Raw genomic sequence first — 19,743 nt, 5'->3', positions numbered from 1 at the left:
AAAAAAAAGAAAGAGAATTGTCAAAAGTCAAAAAAATAAAAAAATGGGGGAGAAAAGTGTGAGTAAAAGAAGCTTTAAAATGAGTTTAGCTAAAACAACGATCAGTGCGCTGGTTGTGGGCTCGATGATTCCATTTAACGTTCTAGCAGCTACACCAAATGCGAGCACGGAAAAAACGGTCATGGGTTCACTGGCTCAAAACACAAGCACACCAGACTTAACAACTGAGCAAATCGACGCGTTAAAGAAAGTGTCACCAGAAAGTGATGTAAAGATTTCGCCAAAAATTGATACGACAAGCTCAAAACCAGTTAAGGTTATTGTCGAATTTACACAAGCGCCAGCAAAAATAAGTGTACTACAAAAAGCAGTTGAGGGCGAAAAAACGACATTAAGCGCAGAAACTAGCGCAGTTAACTCGTCACACGCTACATTCAAGTCATTTATAAAAGGGTTAAATAATAGTGCAAGTAAAACGAATGCAGTAAATGCAGTATCTGCATTATCTGTTTCACCAAACGAAGTATCTAACGAAACATCCGACCAAACTGGGGATGCAACCGCTCAAATTACGCGTGAATACACACATGCATTAAACGGGGTGGCAATGACACTACCAGGTAACTTAGTTGAGAAATTATTTGATTCTGGTGTAGTAAATCGTGTTTTAAACGATGACCTAGTAAAGCTTGACCCAAGTGAACTGAAAGCTGCTGCTGAAAGTGAACAAGGTGGGAATAATTTAGCAGAAAATTACATTCCATTACCAGGTATAGAAGATTTGCATAAAGATGGCACTACTGGAAAAGGAATCAATGTAGGGGTTATTGATACAGGAGTTGACTACAATCACCCAGATTTAACAGACGTATATAAAGGCTACCGTGCAAAAAGTGGAGAAGATGCAAGCAAAATCGATCCAACAACAGTTAAAGGTTGGGATTTTGTTGATAATGATGCTGATCCTATGGAAACAACAATCGATGATTGGGTAAAAGCCGGCAAACCTGAAAGTAATGAACCGTATTACACGTACCACGGTACACACGTATCAGGTACGATTGCTGCTCAAGCGAAAAATAGTGTAGAATCCCCAGCTCAAGGGGTTGCACCAGGCGTGAACTTGTATGACTATCGTGTACTTGGTCCTTATGGTACAGGGTATACAAATGGGATTGTTGGTGGAATTGATAAAGCAATACAAGATGGTATGAAAGTTATCAACTTATCTCTTGGGGCACCAGTTAATGATCCGTTATCAGCTGAAGCTGTGGCAATTAATAACGCAACCATTGCAGGTGTAACATGTGTTATTTCAGCAGGAAACTCTGGTCCAAGTGAAGGGACACTAGGTACACCAGGTGCATCAGCACTTGCCATTACAGTTGGAGCAAGTGATTTCCCAGTTAGTATTCCAGTTGCGTCAGCAAAAGTTGGAAATGAAACATTTACTGACTTCAAGTTACTTGGAAAAGGATACAATGATCATGTGTCAGATTTAGAGAACAAAACGTATCCAATCGTGGATGTTGGTTTAGCACAAGCAGCTGATTTTAAAGATGCGAACGGCAATCCAATCGATTTAACTGGAAAAGTTGCACTTATTGCACGTGGTTCAATCGCGTTAGCTGAAAAAATTACAAACGCAGCGAAAGCAGGCGCAGTTGCAGCAATTATGAGTAACAATATTGATGGGGACATTGATGCTTACTTAGCAAGTAATGATGGCTTTATACCAACATTCCGTATCACAAAAGCTGACGGTGAGCGTTTACGTAGTGTAGCAGGCACAAATACAATCACCTTTACGAATGTAAGTACAACAAATACAGAAGGGAACCACTTGGCAGGTTTTAGTTCAAGAGGACCAGTCTTTTCAACATATGACATTAAACCAGATGTTGTTGCACCAGGTGTATCGGTATACTCAACTTATCCATATTTCGTTCATAGCCCAGATAAAGTAGACTATAGTAACGCGTATTCTCGTATTTCAGGTACATCAATGGCGTCGCCACATGTGGCAGGTATTGCTGCACTAATCTTACAAGCCCATCCCGATTATACACCAGCTGATGTGAAAGCAGCATTAACAAACACTGCTGGAAATCTAGACGGCAATTATTCTGTATACGAACAAGGTGCTGGTTTAGTCAATGTAGTGAAAGCAGTAAAACGTGACGTGAGTTTTAAAGCACAAGACACAACTGCAAACATTGATAGTAACGGTAATAGTGTGAGCTTGAATTACGAAAAAGGTTCATTAACGTTTGGCGCAGTGTATAAAAAAGACGGTGCGGTCAATACGAGTAATCGAACAGTGAAAGTGAAAAATCGAGGAAATTCTGACAAAACGTTTGATATATCTACAACTTTCATTAAACCAAATGCAAAGGTTAGTGACGCAACTAAAAACGGCATTACGGTGACAACTAGTTCACCTTCACTAACAGTAAAAGCAGGTGAAACAACGAACTTTACAGCAACTTTGAACGTGCCAGATACAGCGGAATATGGCCGATACGAAGGTTATTTGAACATTGTTAATCATGACGATCCAAGCGAGACGTATCGCATGCCATTGGCTGTTCGCTCGGTAGAAAAAGGACTTGGCAATTTACTAATGGATAGTCCGGCCACCTTTACCCGAGAACCAGTAATCCATTCGGACTTCAACGGAAACCCAGGTCGTCAACTAAAGTTCCGATTCAACAGTCCAATGAAGTATTTCTGGGTCGTGATTTATGACAAAGACGGAAATCCAATCGGTGCAACAACGGATTCCCCATTAAATGTGAGCAGTGTTAAAACTGATACTGATTATTTTGTAGGCTTTGACGCAAGCACATACTATCCGTTTATTGGAGATCCAAAACTCGAAAAAACAAATATGTTCACAAAAGCAGCACTACCAGAAGGGCAATATACGTTAAAAATGCGTACAACTGATACGACTAACATGTATGCAAAAACGTATGAAAAATCACAACTGTTCGTGGTGGACAACACGCTGCCGACGTTATCCTATAAAGACCATGCACCAGGCGTGTACGAGTTAGAAGACAAAGATTTTACCGATGAAACACAAAATGGCAACATGTACAACGCATTCTGGGTACACACAAACCTATCGGATGAAGGGACAGCGAAACTTGCTCCACTTGGGCTAACGCAGTCAGCGAATTTGTTATGGTACTATCACAATAGTGTCTGGTACCCAGAAGGTGATTTCCCAGTTGATGCAAATGGCGATGCAAAGTTCGGAATTGAAAAATCCGATATCGAAAATGGTCCAGCAACAATTACGTTAATGCCAATGGATGCAGCACATAACGTGGAGCTTATCAATGATTTCCATCAGTACGCGTTTATCAAAAAAGGATCACCGTATATGGTGCCAACGTATGATAAACAAAAAGTTACCTTAAACGATACAATCACGATGACGTTAAACTTAAACAACGTGAAAGATATGATGTCAGGTACTTTTAAATCAGCATACTACCATAATTATCTTGAGCTACAAGGCGTAACAGTCAACCCAGCATTCCAAAAGTGGGCAGACCAAAACGGTGTGAAGGTGAATGTAGATACACCAGTGAAAACAGAAGATGTGGTTTACCCTAGTCACGTGACAGACATCAATGTTGGGGCACATTTAACTGGTGGAACAGACTTTAAAGGATTCAATGGCGATAGTCCATTTTTAGATGTGACATTCAAAGTGACAGATGACATGTGGGATATTTTGGCATCGAAATTGACACCAGATGATGACAGAACAACATTTAACATGACACAATACGGCACAGATGAAACAAAAGAGATTCCAGCATTTAGCCGATTAAATCAATTCCAAATCATTCCGACGCATTCACAAGTACAAACGTACGTGAAACTACAAGGGCTTAAAAATAACTTCACAGCGAAGTTGGATAGCATTGGCGCTAAAGGGTACGCACAACTACCGGACGGAACGAAAATACCAGGTACAATTGATAGTTTTGGCTACATCGATATCAAAGGCATTCCACTTTCAAAAGATCCAATCAAGTTCATTGTGGAAGGACCAGGACACTTAAAGAGCATACAATCTATCACACTTGGTAAAAAATCGCCATGGGGTGATGATCTTGGAGTATATAAATACATCGGAGGAGCTCAACCGTACGGAGCAGCTGGTGATGTAAACGGCGACGGTGTGATTGACGTTCTTGATGCGAAGCGAGTATCTGATAAAATGGGTCAACAAGATAGTGTAAACTACCCAATAGAAGATTTAAATAAAGACGGTATTGTTGATAGTAACGACATGCAGTTTGTCGCTACTAACTTCGGTAAAACAAATCCAGATGCAACGATTTCACCAAAAGAAGTTATGAAAGTTGACGGTAAAGACTTGTATGCAACAGAAATCTTCAATAAAGCTAAGGTTTATAGTAATGTAAATACGTTCAAAGTTGATTCGAAACATGCTAACTCAGTTACACTTAATTGGTTAGCTGTAGATCCTGCCGGCAATTGGGGTGGATTGAAAATTCAACAGCAATCAAGCAATGATGGTATCACGTGGCCAACTACTTGGACAGATGCAAAACTGGATACACCAATCACAGTTAGCTCAACTAGTGCGAAAGTTACAGGATTAAGTGATAGTACGTACTACCGTTTTAGATTGGTTGTAATGGGTGGATTGAATGGAACACTTAACAGTGGATATTCAAACGTTATTCAGATGACTACATTACTTTTAACTCCAACTATTGATGTAATTGATGATAATGATACAACAATTACAGGTAAGGCAAATACGAATGTCAATATTGTTGTGAAAAATAATAGTACTGTAGTAGGTACAGGAAAAACGGATGCAAGTGGAAACTATAGTATTCAAATTAAACCACAAAAAGCAGACAGTGTATTAACAGTTAGTGCAAGTGATGCATCTGGAAATCAAAGTGAACAAGCATCGATTGTTGTATTAGATCGTACAGCACCAGACGCACCAATTATTAATACAGTTACGAAAAAAGATCAAAAAATTACAGGTAAAACAGAAGCAAATGCGACGGTTGCTATAAAATTCAACAATGTAGTGACAGAAGTACAAGCTGATCAAAATGGGAACTTCAGTTTAGACATACCTCATAAAAACTATGGCGATTACATTGGATTGGTCATCTCTGTAACTGCAAAAGATGCTGCAGGAAATGTGAGTGCTGCAACTGAAACAGTCATTTTAAACAAATAATAAAAACGGGGAGCCTCTGTGAATGAGGCTCTCTTTATTCGTCTAAATCGCATAAATAGACTACTAGAAAAAGGAACTTAGTAAAAGAAGTTTTCTATATAAAAAAGGTAATTTGTAGTTTTATGGCGAATTATTAATATGGGTATTTTTTTGTTTGGAGGTTAAAAAAAATGAAAAAGGTTTTAGTATTAGGTGGTACGAGATTTTTCGGAAAACGACTCGTTCATAAATTAATCGATAAAGGCTATGATGTTTCAATCGCAACGAGAGGACTAACAGAGGATGACTTCGGAGATCGAGTTAATAGATTTATAATCGACCGACGAAATCCTGAAACATTAGCTAGTTTAAGTACTCATAAATGGGACCTTGTTTATGATAATATTTGTTACACTCCAAATGAAGCGAAGGAAATTACTAAACTATTAACGAATCATGTTGGAAGATATATTTTCACTTCGTCTTTAGCGGTTTATGATACGGGATTAAACCATGTGGAAACTGATTTCGATCCTTACAATTACCCTATTAAGTATAACAATGATAATGAATATTCTTATGCGGAAGGAAAGCGTCTTTGTGAGGCTGTTTTATATCAAGAAGCAAATTTCCCAGTGTATGCGGCTAGATTCCCGATCGTATTGGGACCGGATGATTATACAAAGAGATTACTCTTCCATGTTGATAAAATTTCAAGAAATGAAGAAATAATTATATCTGATTTAAATAAAGAGATGACCTTTATCGATTCTGATGAGACCGCTGAATTTTTACTTTGGTTAGGTGAGAATGAATCGATTAAAAGTGGTCCTTTTAATGCATGTTCAAATGGTGAAATAACATTTAAAGAAATCATAAACATTTGTGAAAAGGAAACTGGAAAAGAGGCTATTATTAACTCTCATGGTACAGTCGAACATCAATCACCATTTGATGCTTATAGTGATCAATCATTGAGTAATGAGAAAGCTACTAAAGAAGGTTTTCAATTTTTAGAGGTACATGATTGGATGAAGAAATTAATTCATCATTATTGTTCACTATAAAAAGTTCACAAAAATGTTCAAAAAATAAAATTCCGAATTTCTGGAATTTCCAGGTTTTCGGAATTTTATTGAAGTGAAATTCCGAAATTTCGGAAAAAATCTGATAAAAATAATTGAAAATTATAAATTAACTTAATATTATTAGAATTATAAAATAAATTTTCATAGTGTAGACAAAGTCCGAAGGGTTTTCTAAAAATTTGATGTTCAGACTGATTGAAAACGTTTGTCTTTCGAGGCGTGAAGTCTGATGAGGAGCGGAGTTACCCTAAACGGAAATGAGCACTTCAGCAGGCGAAGCAACGAAGAAAGCGAGCGTTTGTCAACAGTCTGAACAATACTCATAATAACTTGGCATACTATTTGCTTGTTTTATTAGCAGAAGGACAATCCCTTGAAAGGAGCTAAATACAGTAAATAGTGGAATTCAAATTGAAAGATGAATTTGAATGAAAGCGTTATCAAAAAGTGCCAATACGTAAAGATAACAAGGAGGTTATTATGGAAATCTTAATTATTTTATTAGCATTAGGACTTTTAATGTTTGTTGCTTATCGTGGGTTTTCTGTTATTTTATTTGCACCAATTTGTGCTTTATTTGCAGTACTTTTAACTGAACCAAGTTATATTCTTCCATTCTTTAGTAATATTTTTATGGAAAAAATGGTTGGTTTCATAAAGCTATATTTTCCTGTATTTTTACTTGGTGCAATTTTTGGTAAAGTCGTTGAAATGTCTGGAATTGCTGAATCGATCGCAAAAACGATTATTCAATTAGTTGGCGCAAAAAGAGCGATTTTAGCGATTGTATTAATGGGAGCCATTTTAACATATAGTGGAGTAAGCTTGTTTGTTGTTGTATTTGCTATTTATCCATTTGCTGCAAACTTATTCCGTGAAGGGAATATTCCAAAACGATTAATCCCTGGAACAATCGCACTTGGTGCGTTTACATTTACGATGGATGCATTGCCTGGTACACCGCAAATTCAAAATGTTATTCCAACTACATTTTTCAAAACAGATATTTATGCTGCACCATTTCTAGGTATTTTAGCAGCTGTTTTTATACTTGCAGTTGGTCTTTGGTACTTAGAATCAAGACGTAAAAAGGCAGAAAAAGCAGGTGAAGGTTATTTAGGATTTAATGGAGAACTAGCTGCTGCAAATGAAACGCAAACAGAAGTTCCTTCATTAACGACCAATACGCCTACACCAGTTTTAAAACAAATTTTAGCATTTGTTCCACTATTATTAGTTGGATTTTCAAATAAATTTTTTGTTGTTTCATTCCCAAAATGGTATCCAAATGGATTTGACTTTAAATCAATTGGACTAGAAGCTTTTGGGGTTGTTCAAATTCCTGCAGTTGTTGGTATTTGGTCAGTTGAATGTGCTTTAGTAATTGGGATCCTTTCAGCGATGATTTATGGCTTTAAGAATATGCGTACAAATCTAAAGACAGGTATAAATGCAAGCATTGGTGGAGCACTACTTGCTTCTATGAATACTGGTGCTGAATATGGTTTTGGTGGAGTAATCTCTGCTTTACCTGGATTTGGAATGGTAAGTAAAGGAATCTCCCATACATTTACGGATCCATTAGTAAATGGAGCTGTGACGACTACAACTTTAGCAGGTATTACAGGTTCTGCATCAGGTGGTATGGGTATTGCACTCAGTGCAATGTCTGATAAATATATCGAGGCGATAAATAAATACAATATTCCGCCAGAAGTAATGCATCGTGTTATTTCGATGGCATCAGGTGGGATGGATACTTTGCCTCATAATGGTGCAGTCATCACATTATTAGCTGTAACTGGTTTAACACATCGCCAGTCATATAAAGATATTTTTGCAATAACAATCATTAAAACAGTTGCAGTATTCTTAATCATTGCAGTATTTAAACTTACAGGACTTGTTTAAGAATGTTAAACTACTAATCTTACTTTTGAAGGGAGCAAAATAATGGGCAAGAATAAGGTAATTACTTCAGTTGAAGAGGTTGTTTCACAAATTCATGATGGAGCTACGATTATTGTCGGTGGCTTTGGTCTTTGCGGTATTCCTGAAAAAATGATTTTAGCATTACGAGATAAAGGGACAAAGGATTTAACAATCGTAAGTAATAACTGTGGAGTAGACGATTGGGGTCTTGGTCTTTTATTAGCTAATAAACAAATTAAAAAAATGGTTTCTTCATATGTTGGAGAAAATAAAATTTTTGAAAAGCAGTTCTTAAGTGGAGAACTTGAAGTAGAGCTTGTTCCTCAGGGGACTCTAGCTGAACGTATTCGTGCAGGTGGTGCTGGAATCCCAGGATTCTACACAGCAACAGGTGTAGGTACACCAATCGCAGAAGGAAAAGAACATAAAGTATTTAATGGAAGAACTTATTTATTAGAAGAAGGAATCGTAGGAGATTTTGCATTTGTTAAAGCGTGGAAAGCTGATAAGCAAGGAAATCTAATTTTTAGAAAAACTGCTCGTAACTTTAATCCACTTGCAGCGATGGCTGGAAAAATCACAATTGCAGAAGTTGAAGAAGTAGTAGAAGTTGGTGAACTTGATGCTGATGCAATTCATACGCCAAGCATTTATGTACAACACGTATTCCACGGTGAAACATACGAAAAACGAATTGAACGTAGAATGACTACAGGAGTATAGGAGGCTAATAACATGAAAGATATTCGTCAATTAATTATTCAAACTGCGGTTAAAGAAATTCAAGATGGTATGTATGTAAACCTTGGAATTGGACTACCTACTTTATTAGCAAACTATCTTCCAGAAGGAATTGAAGTAATGCTTCAATCTGAAAATGGTTTACTAGGTATTGGACCATACCCAACAGAAGCTGAACTTGATGCTGACTTAATCAACGCCGGTAAAGAAACAGTAACTGCGGCTAAAGGAGCTTCTTATTTTGATAGCGCTGAATCTTTTGCGATGATTAGAGGAGGCCATATTGATTTAGCTATTTTAGGTGGTATGGAAGTCTCTGAAACTGGCGATCTGGCAAACTGGATGATTCCAGGAAAAATGGTAAAAGGTATGGGCGGTGCGATGGACTTAGTAAATGGTGCTAAGAAAATCGTCGTAGTAATGGAACATGCAAATAAATACGGTGAAAGTAAAGTTAAAAAAGCATGTACTTTACCTTTAACTGGAAAAAGCGTAGTTCATAGACTGATTACTGAATTAGCAGTTTTTGATTTTACAGAAAATGGAATGGTTTTAGTAGAATGCGTTGGTGGAGCAACGATTCAAGAAATTACTGAAAAAACAGAGGCTACATTTACAATTAGTCCGAAGTTATTAAATAACGTGAACTAATCTTTAAAAGGAGGCAAACAAATGCAGCAAATGCTTTCTGAGAAGGTTGCACTGATAACTGGTGCCGGTAGTGGAATTGGTTTTGAAATTGCTAAAACCTTTGCAGAGCAAGGAGCAACAGTTGTCTTAACTGACTTAAATGAGGAAAAAGTTCAAAAGTCTGCTACATCGTTACAAGAGCTAGGGTTTAATGCGATCGGTTATGCATGTGATGTAACAAATGAAGAACAAGTAATTGACACGTTTCATAAAGTAATCGATCAATTTGGTGAATTACATATTTTAGTAAACAATGCTGGATTACAATACGTTTCATCAATTGAGGATTTCCCTATTGAAAAATTCGAATTACTTATTAAGGTCATGTTAACTGCACCTTTTATTAGTATTAAACATGTATTTCCTATTATGAAAAAGCAAAAGTATGGTCGCATTATTAATATGGCTTCGATCAACGGGTTAATTGGATTCGCTGGCAAAGCTGCTTATAATTCTGCGAAGCATGGCGTTATTGGTTTAACAAAGGTTGCTGCATTAGAAGGTGCAAGTGACGGTATTACAGTCAATGCAATCTGCCCTGGCTATGTAGATACACCTTTAGTTCAAAACCAGTTGGCTGACTTAGCAAAATCAAGAAACGTACCAATTGAAAGTGTAATTGAAGAAGTAATTTATCCTTTAGTACCTCAAAAAAGATTACTTACAGTAAAAGAAATTGCAAATTATACAGTATTTCTTGCTAGCGAATATACTGGCGGGGTTACAGGTCAAGCGAATGTAATAGATGCAGGATATACAGTTCAGTAGGTTAAGAATGAAAGGGTTGTTTTGAGCAGGGGGAGATTCCTGCTCTTATCCTTTCTAGAACCCTACTACTTTAAGTGAGGTATGGTGAAATGAATAGGTTGTTAAAGAGTCTTCCTTTTGATTGGATTTCCGAGATTATTAATCTTGCAACTGAGTGGATTGTTGTCGTTAATCGTGAAGGAAAAGTTTTATATATGAATGAATCGTATTGTGAGTTTGTTGGTCGTTCTGCTCATGAAGTGATTGGTATGCCTGTAGTAGATGTAATTGAAAACTCTAGAATGCATATAGTTGCTAAAACTGGTCAGGCAGAAGTAGCGGAGATTCATCCAATAAAAAATACAGAAATGGTAGCAAATCGTTATCCGTTGTACGTAGGTGATGAATTAGTAGGTGCTGTCGGAACGGTAATGTTCCGAAATGCTCAAGATTGGATTGAGTATTCTAAAAAAGTAGAACCTTTAGTAGAAGAATTAAACTATTATAAAAGGAAATTTGAGAAAGAATTAAATAGTAAATATAGCTTCAATCAACTAATTGGTGATACGCCAATCTTTAATGCTGCAAAAAATTTGGCAGAGCAAGTATCTGCAAGCTCATCTGCAATCTTACTTTTTGGAGAATCTGGTACAGGTAAGGAATTATTTGCACATGCAATTCACGATGCTAGTCCAAGAAGAAACTTTCCATTCGTTCGAGTAAATTGTGCTTCAATTCCAGAGCATTTACTAGAATCAGAGCTTTTTGGTTATGAAGAAGGTGCTTTTACAGGTGCAAAAAGAGGCGGGAAAAAAGGAAAATTTGAGATTGCGAACCGAGGAACGATTTTCCTAGATGAGATTGGTGACATGTCCTTGCATATGCAAAGTAAATTACTGCGAGTACTTCAAGAAAGAGAGATTGAAAGAGTGGGTGGAAGTTCTCCTATTTCCATTGATGTAAGAGTCATTGCAGCTACGCATCGAAATCTTGAGAAGATGGTAGTATTAAAAGAATTCCGCCAGGATTTGTATTACCGCTTAAATGTAATTAAAATAGACATTCCTCCACTTAGATCAAGGATAAATGATTTACCTCTCATTGCAGATTCGTTAATAAAAAAACTCGAAAGGAAATTTCATCGAACCGGAATTCAAATTTCAAATGAAGTTTTTCAAATTCTTAAGTCACATCATTGGCCAGGAAATATTCGAGAACTAGAAAACGTACTTGAGAGATGCATAAATGTCCTAAATGGTAAAGTGATTACACCAAAGCAATTACCTCTTTATTTATATGAAAATCCAACCAACCAAAAAAATACAGTCGAATTCGAAAAAAATGCATCTCAATTAAATAATCAAAATTCTTTAAAATCGTTAAAAGAAATGATTGAAGAGACCGAAAAGGAAGCAATTAAGAGAGCTCTAATTGAATCTCAAGGTAATAAAATTGAAGCTGCAAAATTTTTAGAAATAAGTAAGTCAACTTTTTATGAAAAATGTAAAGCTTATAACATAAAAAGTTAAAAGATTTCATGTCGTTTGGTTAATTAGGTTGAAATAAAAAGGGGGAAATAAAATGAGTGAGAACGTTGTAATTGTTAGTGCTGTTAGAACTGCAATCGGAAGTTTCAGTGGTACATTGAAAGATGTAAGTGCAGTAGAATTAGGTGCTAAAGTTATTAAAGAAGCGATTAATAGAGCGGGTATTCAAGAAAGTCAGATTGATGAAGTCATAATGGGAAATGTACTTCAGGCTGGTTTAGGTCAAAATCCAGCAAGACAATCAGCATTAAAGGCAGGACTCCTAAATACTGTCTCAGCAATGACGATAAATAAGGTTTGTGGTTCTGGATTAAAATCAGTCCATTTAGGGACTCAAGCAATTATAGCAGGAGATGCTGAAATTATAGTTGCTGGCGGTATGGAAAATATGAGTCAAGCACCATATTTACTTAAAGGTACAAGAGATGGATATAGAATGGGTAATCAACAAATTGTTGATAGTATGATTGCAGACGGACTATGGTGTGCTTTTAATGATTATCACATGGGAAACACCGCTGAAAACTTAGCAGTTCGGTATGAAGTTTCTAGGGAAAAACAAGATGAATTTGCGGTAAATAGCCAACAAAAAGCTGAGAGTGCAATTAAGGCCGGTAAATTTGAAGATGAAATTGTTGCGATTGAAATTCCACAAAGGAAGAAGGACCCAATCATCTTTAAAGAGGATGAATATCCAAAATTTGGTGCTACAGTAGAGAAAATTTCATCACTAAGACCAGCCTTCGAAAAAAATGGAACAGTTACAGCAGCAAATGCCTCAGGTATAAATGATGGCGCAGCAGCAGTTGTACTAATGAGTGAAAGTAAAGCGAGAGAACTAGGTATTAAACCATTAGTAAAAATTAATGCAAATAGTAGTGCAGGCGTTGATCCGAGCATAATGGGAATTGGAGCAGCATTTGCAGCTAAAAAAGCAATTGAAAAATCATCGATTGAATTAAGTGAAATAGGCTTGATTGAAGCGAACGAAGCATTTGCTGTGCAATCGCTTTCTGTTATGAAGGAATGCGGTTTTGATGAAAATATTGTTAATGTAAATGGAGGCTCGGTTGCACTCGGACATCCAATTGGTGCAAGTGGAACTAGAATACTAGTTACATTGATTCATGAAATGAAGAGAAGAGAGACACAGTACGGTCTTGCAACCTTATGTATTGGTGGCGGAGAAGGCGTTGCGACAATTATTGAAAATTGTTTTGAATAAAAAATAAATAAAAATGCGGTAGGAATCTTAATGATCCTACCGCTTTAATATGGTTAGATGATTCTTACAGAAATAACACCCTCAATACCTTTTAACAACTGTTCAACTGGACCGTTGATCGTTTCATCAAGGTCAATCATTGTATAAGCAAAAGCACCTTTACTTCGGTTAAGCATGTCAGCAATATTTACTTGATATTTTGCTAATAATCCTGTAATTTGACCGACCATATTAGGAATATTTTTATGTGCAATCGTAATCCGTTTTTTCCCTGTATAAGGTAATTCTACATTTGGAAAATTAACAGAGTTTTTAATATTACCTGTTTCCAAATAATTTTTTAATTGTTTTGCTGCCATTCGGGCACAGTTTTCTTCTGATTCAGTTGTTGATGCTCCTAAATGAGGAATTGGAATGACATTCTTCATACCAATCACTTTTTCATTTGGAAAATCTGTCACATAAACTCCTACAGTCCCGTTATTCAGCGCATATTCAAGCGCTACATCATCTACTAATTCAGAGCGTGAAAAATTAAGTAATCTTGCTCCCTTTTTCATTCCAGATAAAAGTTTTTCATTCACAAATCCTTTTGTTTCAGGTGTTAAAGGTACATGGATTGTTATATAATCGCATGTTGAAAACATCTGCTCTAAATTATCGATTCGTTTCACATTCCTAGATAATCGCCATGCAGTTTCGACTGAAATATAAGGATCATAACCATATACTTCCATATCTAACGCAAGAGCATCATTCGCTACAAGTGCACCAATTGCTCCTAAACCAATAATACCTAATTTCTTTCCTGCGATCTCTGCTCCTGCAAATTCTTTTTTACCAGCTTCGACAATTTTGGTAACATTTTCTTCACCAAATAATGAACGAGTCCACTCAATTCCTTCAATAATTCGTCGTGAAGAAAGGAATAAACTTGTCAGAACTAGTTCTTTAACTGCATTTGCATTTGCACCAGGCGTATTAAATACAACAATTCCTCTTGAAGTACATTCATCAATTGGAATATTATTTACACCAGCTCCAGCTCTTGCGATTGCTTTAACACTGCTTGGTATGGTCATTTCGTGCATACTATGACTTCTTAAAAGAATCCCATCCGGTTCAGTTAATTGATTGTTAATTGAATAGTTTTCCAAAGGAAATTCTTTAATCCCGTGCTCAGAAATATTATTTAATGTTTGAATTTTAATCATCTTACAATCTCCTCTAATATTTTCTTTTCAAATTGACTCATAAAATGAACTAATTTTTCAACGCCTTCTAATGGCATCGCATTATAAATACTAGCTCGCATTCCCCCAACTGATCGATGACCCTCAAGATTCACCAAGCCAGCTGAATTTGCCTGAGCAAGAAATTGCTTATTTAATTCATCAGAAGTTGATGTAAATGGAATATTCATAAGTGATCTATTCTCTTTCTTAACTGGTGAAGAGAACAAGTCTGATTGATCGATAAAATCATATAATAATTGAGCTTTTAAAAGATTAGTTTGATAAATAGTATTTAAACCACCTGATTCTTTAATCCATTCTAAAACTAGCATCGCTACATAAATGCTGAATGTAGGAGGTGTATTATAAAGTGAAAATGCTTCTACATGTGTTTTATAGTCAAGCATTGTTGGGCAATTTTTATTAGCACTCCCAATGAGATCATCTCTAATAATAACAATTGTTAACCCTGCTGGACCGATGTTTTTTTGTGCTCCAGCATATATTAAACCAAATTTTGAGACATCAATTGGTTCAGAAAGAATATTTGAAGAAAAGTCTGCAACTAATGGAGAATTTGTTTTTGGGAAAGTAGAGTATTTTGTCCCCTCAATTGTGTTATTCGTTGTAATATGTAAATAATCGTAAGATTCAAAAAGAGCTAAATCTTCTAAATTAGGAATATATGAAAAATTCTCATCCTCAGACGAAGCAATAACATCAACATCTGCATATTTTTTCGCCTCGGAGATTGCTTTCTTTGACCAAGTTCCTGTATTAATATAAGCAGCTTTTTTATACTTTCTTAATAAGTTTAATGGAATCATTGAAAACTGAGTTGATGCTCCACCTTGTAGAAATAACACTTTATAATTTGATGGAATTTCTAAAAGTTCACGTAATAAGCTTTCACATTTCTTAATAATTCCTTCAAACTCAGCCGAACGATGACTCATTTCCATAACTGACATACCAGAAGTACCATAAGAAACAAGCTCTTTTTGTACTTTTTCCAATACTGGAACAGGCAAAACAGATGGACCAGCGGAGAAATTAAAGACGCGTTCCATAATAATCATCCTCACTTGTTATTTTTATAATATTCTAACTTTAAACCACCAATATACGTTGGTCAATAAAAGATGAAATAAATTAATAAAAATTTCACAAAAAATTTTAATATTCTAATTAGTGAAAAGGAAATGGTATTGATTGAACCATTTAAAAGTGTAGATTTATATGAATAAAAATAAAAAATTAAGTTGGTTAATACTTTGATTGATAAATAAATATGCATAGTTCTAGAAGATAATGGAAAAATTAATAGTTATATTGTATTTAAGGGAGTTTAAATGATTTCTAAATGGTTTAACAATCCAGTTTACTTTCGTTATGCTTTTTACATTTCTTTTGTGGTTAGTGTTTTATTCAATCTAATTTGTTCTGAAAAAAATGATAGTTTTTACTTTCTGTACATGCTTAATACAGTAATATTTGGTCTTGGTTTTTATAACCGTCCTCATTGGTTTATCATTTTAGTTTCTACAATAATAGTGCTTGCTAGATACTATTTAGTTCCCCAGGCAGGGCACATTATTAGCTACCTAATTACATACTACTTAATCGCGTACATATCAGTCGGTTTAATGAAGCAATATCAGAAAGTTAAAACTGGATCGATTGAGTTAATATTAGCTCTTTCGAAGGCGTTAGATTCCAGAGACAACTATACTGCACATCACTCAGAATGTGTTGCTAATATTGCTTATAAAATGGCAAAGAAAATGAAATTATCTAAAAATCTATGTGCAGTTATCCATCAAGGGGGGCTATTACATGATATTGGTAAAATTGGAATTCCCGAGTATATTTTACTGAAGCATGAGAAATTGACTGAGAATGAATATAATACAATTAAAAAACATCCTGTGATTGGATATGACATTATTAAGCATATTGCTATTTTTAATGAAAATGGCATCCTTGATATCGTTTTATACCATCATGAACGATACGATGGAAAAGGATATCCAAAAGGACTAAAGGGTGATCAAATTCCTTTAACTGCTAGAATAGTAGCAATAGCAGATAGCTATGATGCGATGATCTCAAATCGATTATATCGTAAGGGGATGTCTTTAGAAGACTGCTTAAAGGAAATAGAAAAGAATAAAGGAACCCAATTTGATCCTGAGATTACTGATGTTTTCCTTAGTTTATTTGATTTTAGAGAATAAAAAGTTTCAAAAAATATAGTGGGTCCCATAAGTTTGTAATAGGGACCTTCTTTTTTGTTTTAAATGAAAGAAGGATTCGTACGCTTGGGTTGCAATTAAGTCTTATAGAGTGGCAAATAACGAGGGACTGCAAATAAAATCTGATAATCGCAAATATAATAAAAAATTACCCATACCAGTTAAGGTATTATGAGCTGGAAATTGTCCATTAATAGATACTTTCAAATTGAATTAGCAAATATGCCTCTATTTGGAATAATAATTTGATAAAAATCTGCTTAATATCATTAAAAAAGATTGATCTGAACAACTACAAATAAAAAATACCCGGATAAATTAACAAAAAGAGAGAAATGCGGGAAGCCTAAAGACCCCACAGGCCTGCCGAGGAGACTCAGTTTTCGCTCAATGGAAAGCGAGCACCTGGAGTGGAAATCAACACACCACCTTGTTAAAAAACAACAAAGATTACTCAAAAACCTTTAACTATATTTAATCCATGTTTTACCTGGAAACGAAATTTATGTAGAACTGTAACGTTTGACTGTATACTTTCTAAATTATATAATAGAAATATTATTTAAAATGGGGAGGGTTGTCACTTGGGATCGAGTATCGCATTGGTGAGTTAGCTGAAATAGCTCAAGTTTCAAAAAGAACAATTGATTATTATACAAAATTAGGGTTACTAGAAGCAAAACGATCTGAATCAAACTATCGATATTATTCCACAGAGGCAATTGAGACTCTCAGATTTATTGAACATTGTAAAAAAATGAGAATATCCTTAGAAGAGATAAAAGATTTACTACAAACTAATTATAATCAAAAAAATTGTGTGTTTGAGCAAATTCAACAAATATCAAATCAAATTATTGAGCTTGAAGCTAAATTAGCTCAATTAGTACCAGTAATATCGGGTATGAATGATTATGAAAAAAATGCTTTAGTAGATTCATTGTCACATCATACATTTCCGTTATTTGAAACATTGAAACATTTTGTAAAATAATGACTAAATTAAATTTAAAACTTAACAATTTATTAAAGCTATAAAATATGTATGTTTTACTAAATTATGGTAATCTATTAAGTAAGTAAAATAATAATTTTATATGTTTGTAGATTGAAATTCTCAGGAGGTGAATACTCGAGTAATATACTCGAGTTCGTCATTGGACATAGTTAACTTGTTTATGATTGCAGTTTTAATCGCACTTACAGCTTTTTTCGTAGCAGCAGAATTTGCGATAGTGAAAGTTAGATCAAGTAGAATTGATCAACTAGTAGCCGAAAAAAAGCGAGGTGCAGTAGCTGCTAAAAAGGTTACGACGAGTTTGGATGAATATTTATCAGCTTGTCAATTAGGTATTACGGTTACAGCTTTAGGATTAGGTTATTTAGGTGAGCCAACGTTTGAGCATCTTATACACCCAGTCGTAGAATTTCTTGGATTAAACGGAACAATCGCTTCAACTATTTCGTTTATTTTAGCTTTCTCATTTATGACATTTATTCACGTTGTAATTGGTGAGCTAGCACCTAAAACGGTTGCTATTCAAAAAGCTGAATCGATCTCACTAATACTTTCTACTCCACTTATTGTTTTCTATAAAATAGCTTATCCATTTATTTGGGCATTAAATAGTTCTGCAAGATTTTTTACAGGATTATTTGGAGTTAAGCCAGCATCTGAATCAGAAGAAGTTCATACTGAGGAAGAATTGAGAATTATTTTATCAGAAAGCTTTGAAAGCGGAGAAATTAATCAGGCTGAATATAAATATTTAAATAATATTTTTGAATTCGATAACCGACTTGCAAAAGAAATTATGGTCCCTCGTACTGAAATTATCGGTTTATATGCAGAAGACCCAATTGAAGAACAAATTGAAATAATTAAAAACGAAAAATATACACGTTACCCAGTTTTTGGTGAAGATAAAGATGATATATTAGGTATAGTTAATGTGAAAGACTTTTTTATTCGCTATCTTGATGGAAAAGTTGAAAAAACATACGATTTCGCAAATTATACTCGCCCAGTTATTCAAGTAATTGAAACAATCGCAATCCATGATTTATTATTGTTAATGCAAAAGAAACGTATTCCACTTGCAATTCTGTATGATGAATATGGTGGAACAGCGGGATTATTAACAATGGAAGATATTCTTGAGGAGATTGTTGGGGAAATACGTGACGAATATGATGATGATGAAAAACCAGCTGTTCAACATATTTCAGAATCACATAAGATTGTAGACGGAAAAGTATTAATTACTGAAATTAATGATTTATTCGGTCTATATGTTGACCAAGATGATGTTGATACAATTGGTGGGTGGATTTTAACTCAAAATCACGACATCCAACAAGGTGAATCTGTCATATTTGAGGACTTTGAATTCAAAGTTGTTGAATTAGATTCACATCAAGTTAAATTAGTTGAAATAAAAAAAAATGAGACTATTCAGGCGGTAAAATAATAAAGATAAGATGAAAAAGAAGGATAAAGGCATAAGTCTGGATACCTTCTTTTTTTGATTCGTAAACAAATTATTACTAAAATCTTATAGTGTTATACTTTAGTGTTATACTTTGTACAATAATTCACAAAAAGTTAACAACTTACAACTCCAATACAATTCATTTTATTATAAAATAAGGTTGTAAGGTTGATTTGAGCAGAAGTTCTAATTCTTCTACTAGTTATAGTATTAACTATTTCAATCAGCTTATTTTTTAATCGTTTCGTACAATACCTCATTTTTCCCCCCTCTACTTTTCTAAAGTAAGAGGCTTTTTTTTGCATAATTTTACCTTTATTGAATACATATAAATTAAATATTTGTAAAGGATTGTCGATAGTTAATAATTTAAAAATTTGTTATAGGGGTGTGAAGTGCTTGTCAGATGCTCCCTCGGGTAATGGTATAAAAAATTTTTTAAACTTTATTAACCGACTTTTTTTAAAAGAATCAAAGGATCAAAAAAATGTAGAGTCAAAAGAAAAACATCTTTTAACTCATAATTATTTATTTGATGTTGTTGATGAAGAACAATTTAAC

13 protein-coding genes are annotated in these 19,743 nt (G+C 34.8%); 11 read left to right on the top strand and 2 right to left on the bottom strand.

Translation table 11 applies throughout. From position 1 onward, the window contains the following. The first annotated feature begins 58 nt into the window (after positions 1 to 58). From CN514_RS03445 to CN514_RS03410, 8 genes are all read left to right on the top strand, one after another. Entirely contained in the window at positions 59 to 5,251 is a 5,193-nt protein-coding gene (locus CN514_RS03445; protein WP_176525778.1) for a S8 family serine peptidase, read from the top strand. A gap of 170 nt (positions 5,252 to 5,421) precedes the next feature. After that, the gene (locus CN514_RS03440) at positions 5,422 to 6,297 is read left to right on the top strand and encodes an NAD-dependent epimerase/dehydratase family protein (RefSeq protein WP_098231393.1); all 876 of its coding nucleotides are present in this window, start codon (positions 5,422 to 5,424) and stop codon (positions 6,295 to 6,297) included. A gap of 501 nt (positions 6,298 to 6,798) precedes the next feature. Next, positions 6,799 to 8,229 (top strand): GntP family permease, encoded by a 1,431-nt coding sequence (locus CN514_RS03435; RefSeq protein WP_098231392.1) that lies wholly within the window; start codon positions 6,799 to 6,801, stop codon positions 8,227 to 8,229. Positions 8,230 to 8,271: 42 nt separating this feature from the next. Further along, the gene (locus tag CN514_RS03430; RefSeq protein WP_025568519.1) at positions 8,272 to 8,973 is read left to right on the top strand and encodes a CoA transferase subunit A; all 702 of its coding nucleotides are present in this window, start codon (positions 8,272 to 8,274) and stop codon (positions 8,971 to 8,973) included. 12 nt (positions 8,974 to 8,985) lie between these two features. After that, positions 8,986 to 9,642 (top strand): 3-oxoacid CoA-transferase subunit B, encoded by a 657-nt coding sequence (locus tag CN514_RS03425; RefSeq protein WP_097973804.1) that lies wholly within the window; start codon positions 8,986 to 8,988, stop codon positions 9,640 to 9,642. A gap of 30 nt (positions 9,643 to 9,672) precedes the next feature. Next, a complete protein-coding gene (locus tag CN514_RS03420) occupies positions 9,673 to 10,449 on the top strand; it encodes a 3-hydroxybutyrate dehydrogenase (RefSeq protein WP_098231395.1) in 777 nt (258 codons plus the stop codon). Between the two features lie 89 nt (positions 10,450 to 10,538). Then, complete coding sequence (locus tag CN514_RS03415) at positions 10,539 to 11,957, top strand: sigma-54 interaction domain-containing protein (RefSeq protein ID WP_098231391.1); 1,419 nt, start codon at positions 10,539 to 10,541, stop codon at positions 11,955 to 11,957. A 52-nt stretch (positions 11,958 to 12,009) separates the two neighbouring features. Continuing rightward, the gene (locus CN514_RS03410) at positions 12,010 to 13,200 is read left to right on the top strand and encodes an acetyl-CoA C-acetyltransferase (protein WP_098231390.1); all 1,191 of its coding nucleotides are present in this window, start codon (positions 12,010 to 12,012) and stop codon (positions 13,198 to 13,200) included. Between the two features lie 53 nt (positions 13,201 to 13,253). Here the strand turns inward: CN514_RS03410 and CN514_RS03405 are convergent, their stop codons facing one another. After that, positions 13,254 to 14,414, bottom strand: coding sequence for a phosphoglycerate dehydrogenase (locus tag CN514_RS03405; RefSeq protein WP_098231389.1), 1,161 nt, complete (start codon positions 14,412 to 14,414; stop codon positions 13,254 to 13,256). Then, complete coding sequence (serC, locus tag CN514_RS03400; RefSeq protein ID WP_098231388.1) at positions 14,411 to 15,505, bottom strand: 3-phosphoserine/phosphohydroxythreonine transaminase; 1,095 nt, start codon at positions 15,503 to 15,505, stop codon at positions 14,411 to 14,413. Before serC ends, CN514_RS03405 begins: the two co-directional genes overlap by 4 nt. 282 nt (positions 15,506 to 15,787) lie before the next feature. Here serC and CN514_RS03395 point away from each other — a divergent pair, with 282 nt between their 5' ends. From CN514_RS03395 to CN514_RS03385, 3 genes are all read left to right on the top strand, one after another. After that, positions 15,788 to 16,672 (top strand): HD-GYP domain-containing protein, encoded by an 885-nt coding sequence (locus tag CN514_RS03395; RefSeq protein WP_098231387.1) that lies wholly within the window; start codon positions 15,788 to 15,790, stop codon positions 16,670 to 16,672. Positions 16,673 to 17,267: 595 nt separating this feature from the next. Continuing rightward, a complete protein-coding gene (locus CN514_RS03390) occupies positions 17,268 to 17,684 on the top strand; it encodes a MerR family transcriptional regulator (RefSeq protein ID WP_098231386.1) in 417 nt (138 codons plus the stop codon). Positions 17,685 to 17,847: 163 nt separating this feature from the next. After that, positions 17,848 to 19,161, top strand: coding sequence for a hemolysin family protein (locus CN514_RS03385; protein WP_098231385.1), 1,314 nt, complete (start codon positions 17,848 to 17,850; stop codon positions 19,159 to 19,161). Positions 19,162 to 19,743 lie beyond the last annotated feature (582 nt).

Source organism: Bacillus sp. AFS001701, from assembly GCF_002559405.1.
Taxonomy (GTDB): domain Bacteria; phylum Bacillota; class Bacilli; order Bacillales; family Bacillaceae_G; genus Gottfriedia.
This window is presented reverse-complemented; position numbering and strand designations above follow the sequence as displayed.

What these genes read in the sequence shown, in the direction of transcription:
- CN514_RS03440 (WP_098231393.1), top strand. Translation starts at nt 5,422, where the DNA reads ATGAAAAAGGTTTTAGTATTAGGTGGTACGAGATTTTTCGGAAAACGA.
- CN514_RS03435 (WP_098231392.1), top strand. Translation starts at nt 6,799, where the DNA reads ATGGAAATCTTAATTATTTTATTAGCATTAGGACTTTTAATGTTTGTT.
- CN514_RS03430 (WP_025568519.1), top strand. Translation starts at nt 8,272, where the DNA reads ATGGGCAAGAATAAGGTAATTACTTCAGTTGAAGAGGTTGTTTCACAA.
- CN514_RS03425 (WP_097973804.1), top strand. Translation starts at nt 8,986, where the DNA reads ATGAAAGATATTCGTCAATTAATTATTCAAACTGCGGTTAAAGAAATT.
- CN514_RS03420 (WP_098231395.1), top strand. Translation starts at nt 9,673, where the DNA reads ATGCTTTCTGAGAAGGTTGCACTGATAACTGGTGCCGGTAGTGGAATT.
- CN514_RS03415 (WP_098231391.1), top strand. Translation starts at nt 10,539, where the DNA reads ATGAATAGGTTGTTAAAGAGTCTTCCTTTTGATTGGATTTCCGAGATT.
- CN514_RS03410 (WP_098231390.1), top strand. Translation starts at nt 12,010, where the DNA reads ATGAGTGAGAACGTTGTAATTGTTAGTGCTGTTAGAACTGCAATCGGA.
- CN514_RS03405 (WP_098231389.1), bottom strand. Translation starts at nt 14,414, where the DNA reads ATGATTAAAATTCAAACATTAAATAATATTTCTGAGCACGGGATTAAA.
- serC (WP_098231388.1), bottom strand. Translation starts at nt 15,505, where the DNA reads ATGGAACGCGTCTTTAATTTCTCCGCTGGTCCATCTGTTTTGCCTGTT.
- CN514_RS03395 (WP_098231387.1), top strand. Translation starts at nt 15,788, where the DNA reads ATGATTTCTAAATGGTTTAACAATCCAGTTTACTTTCGTTATGCTTTT.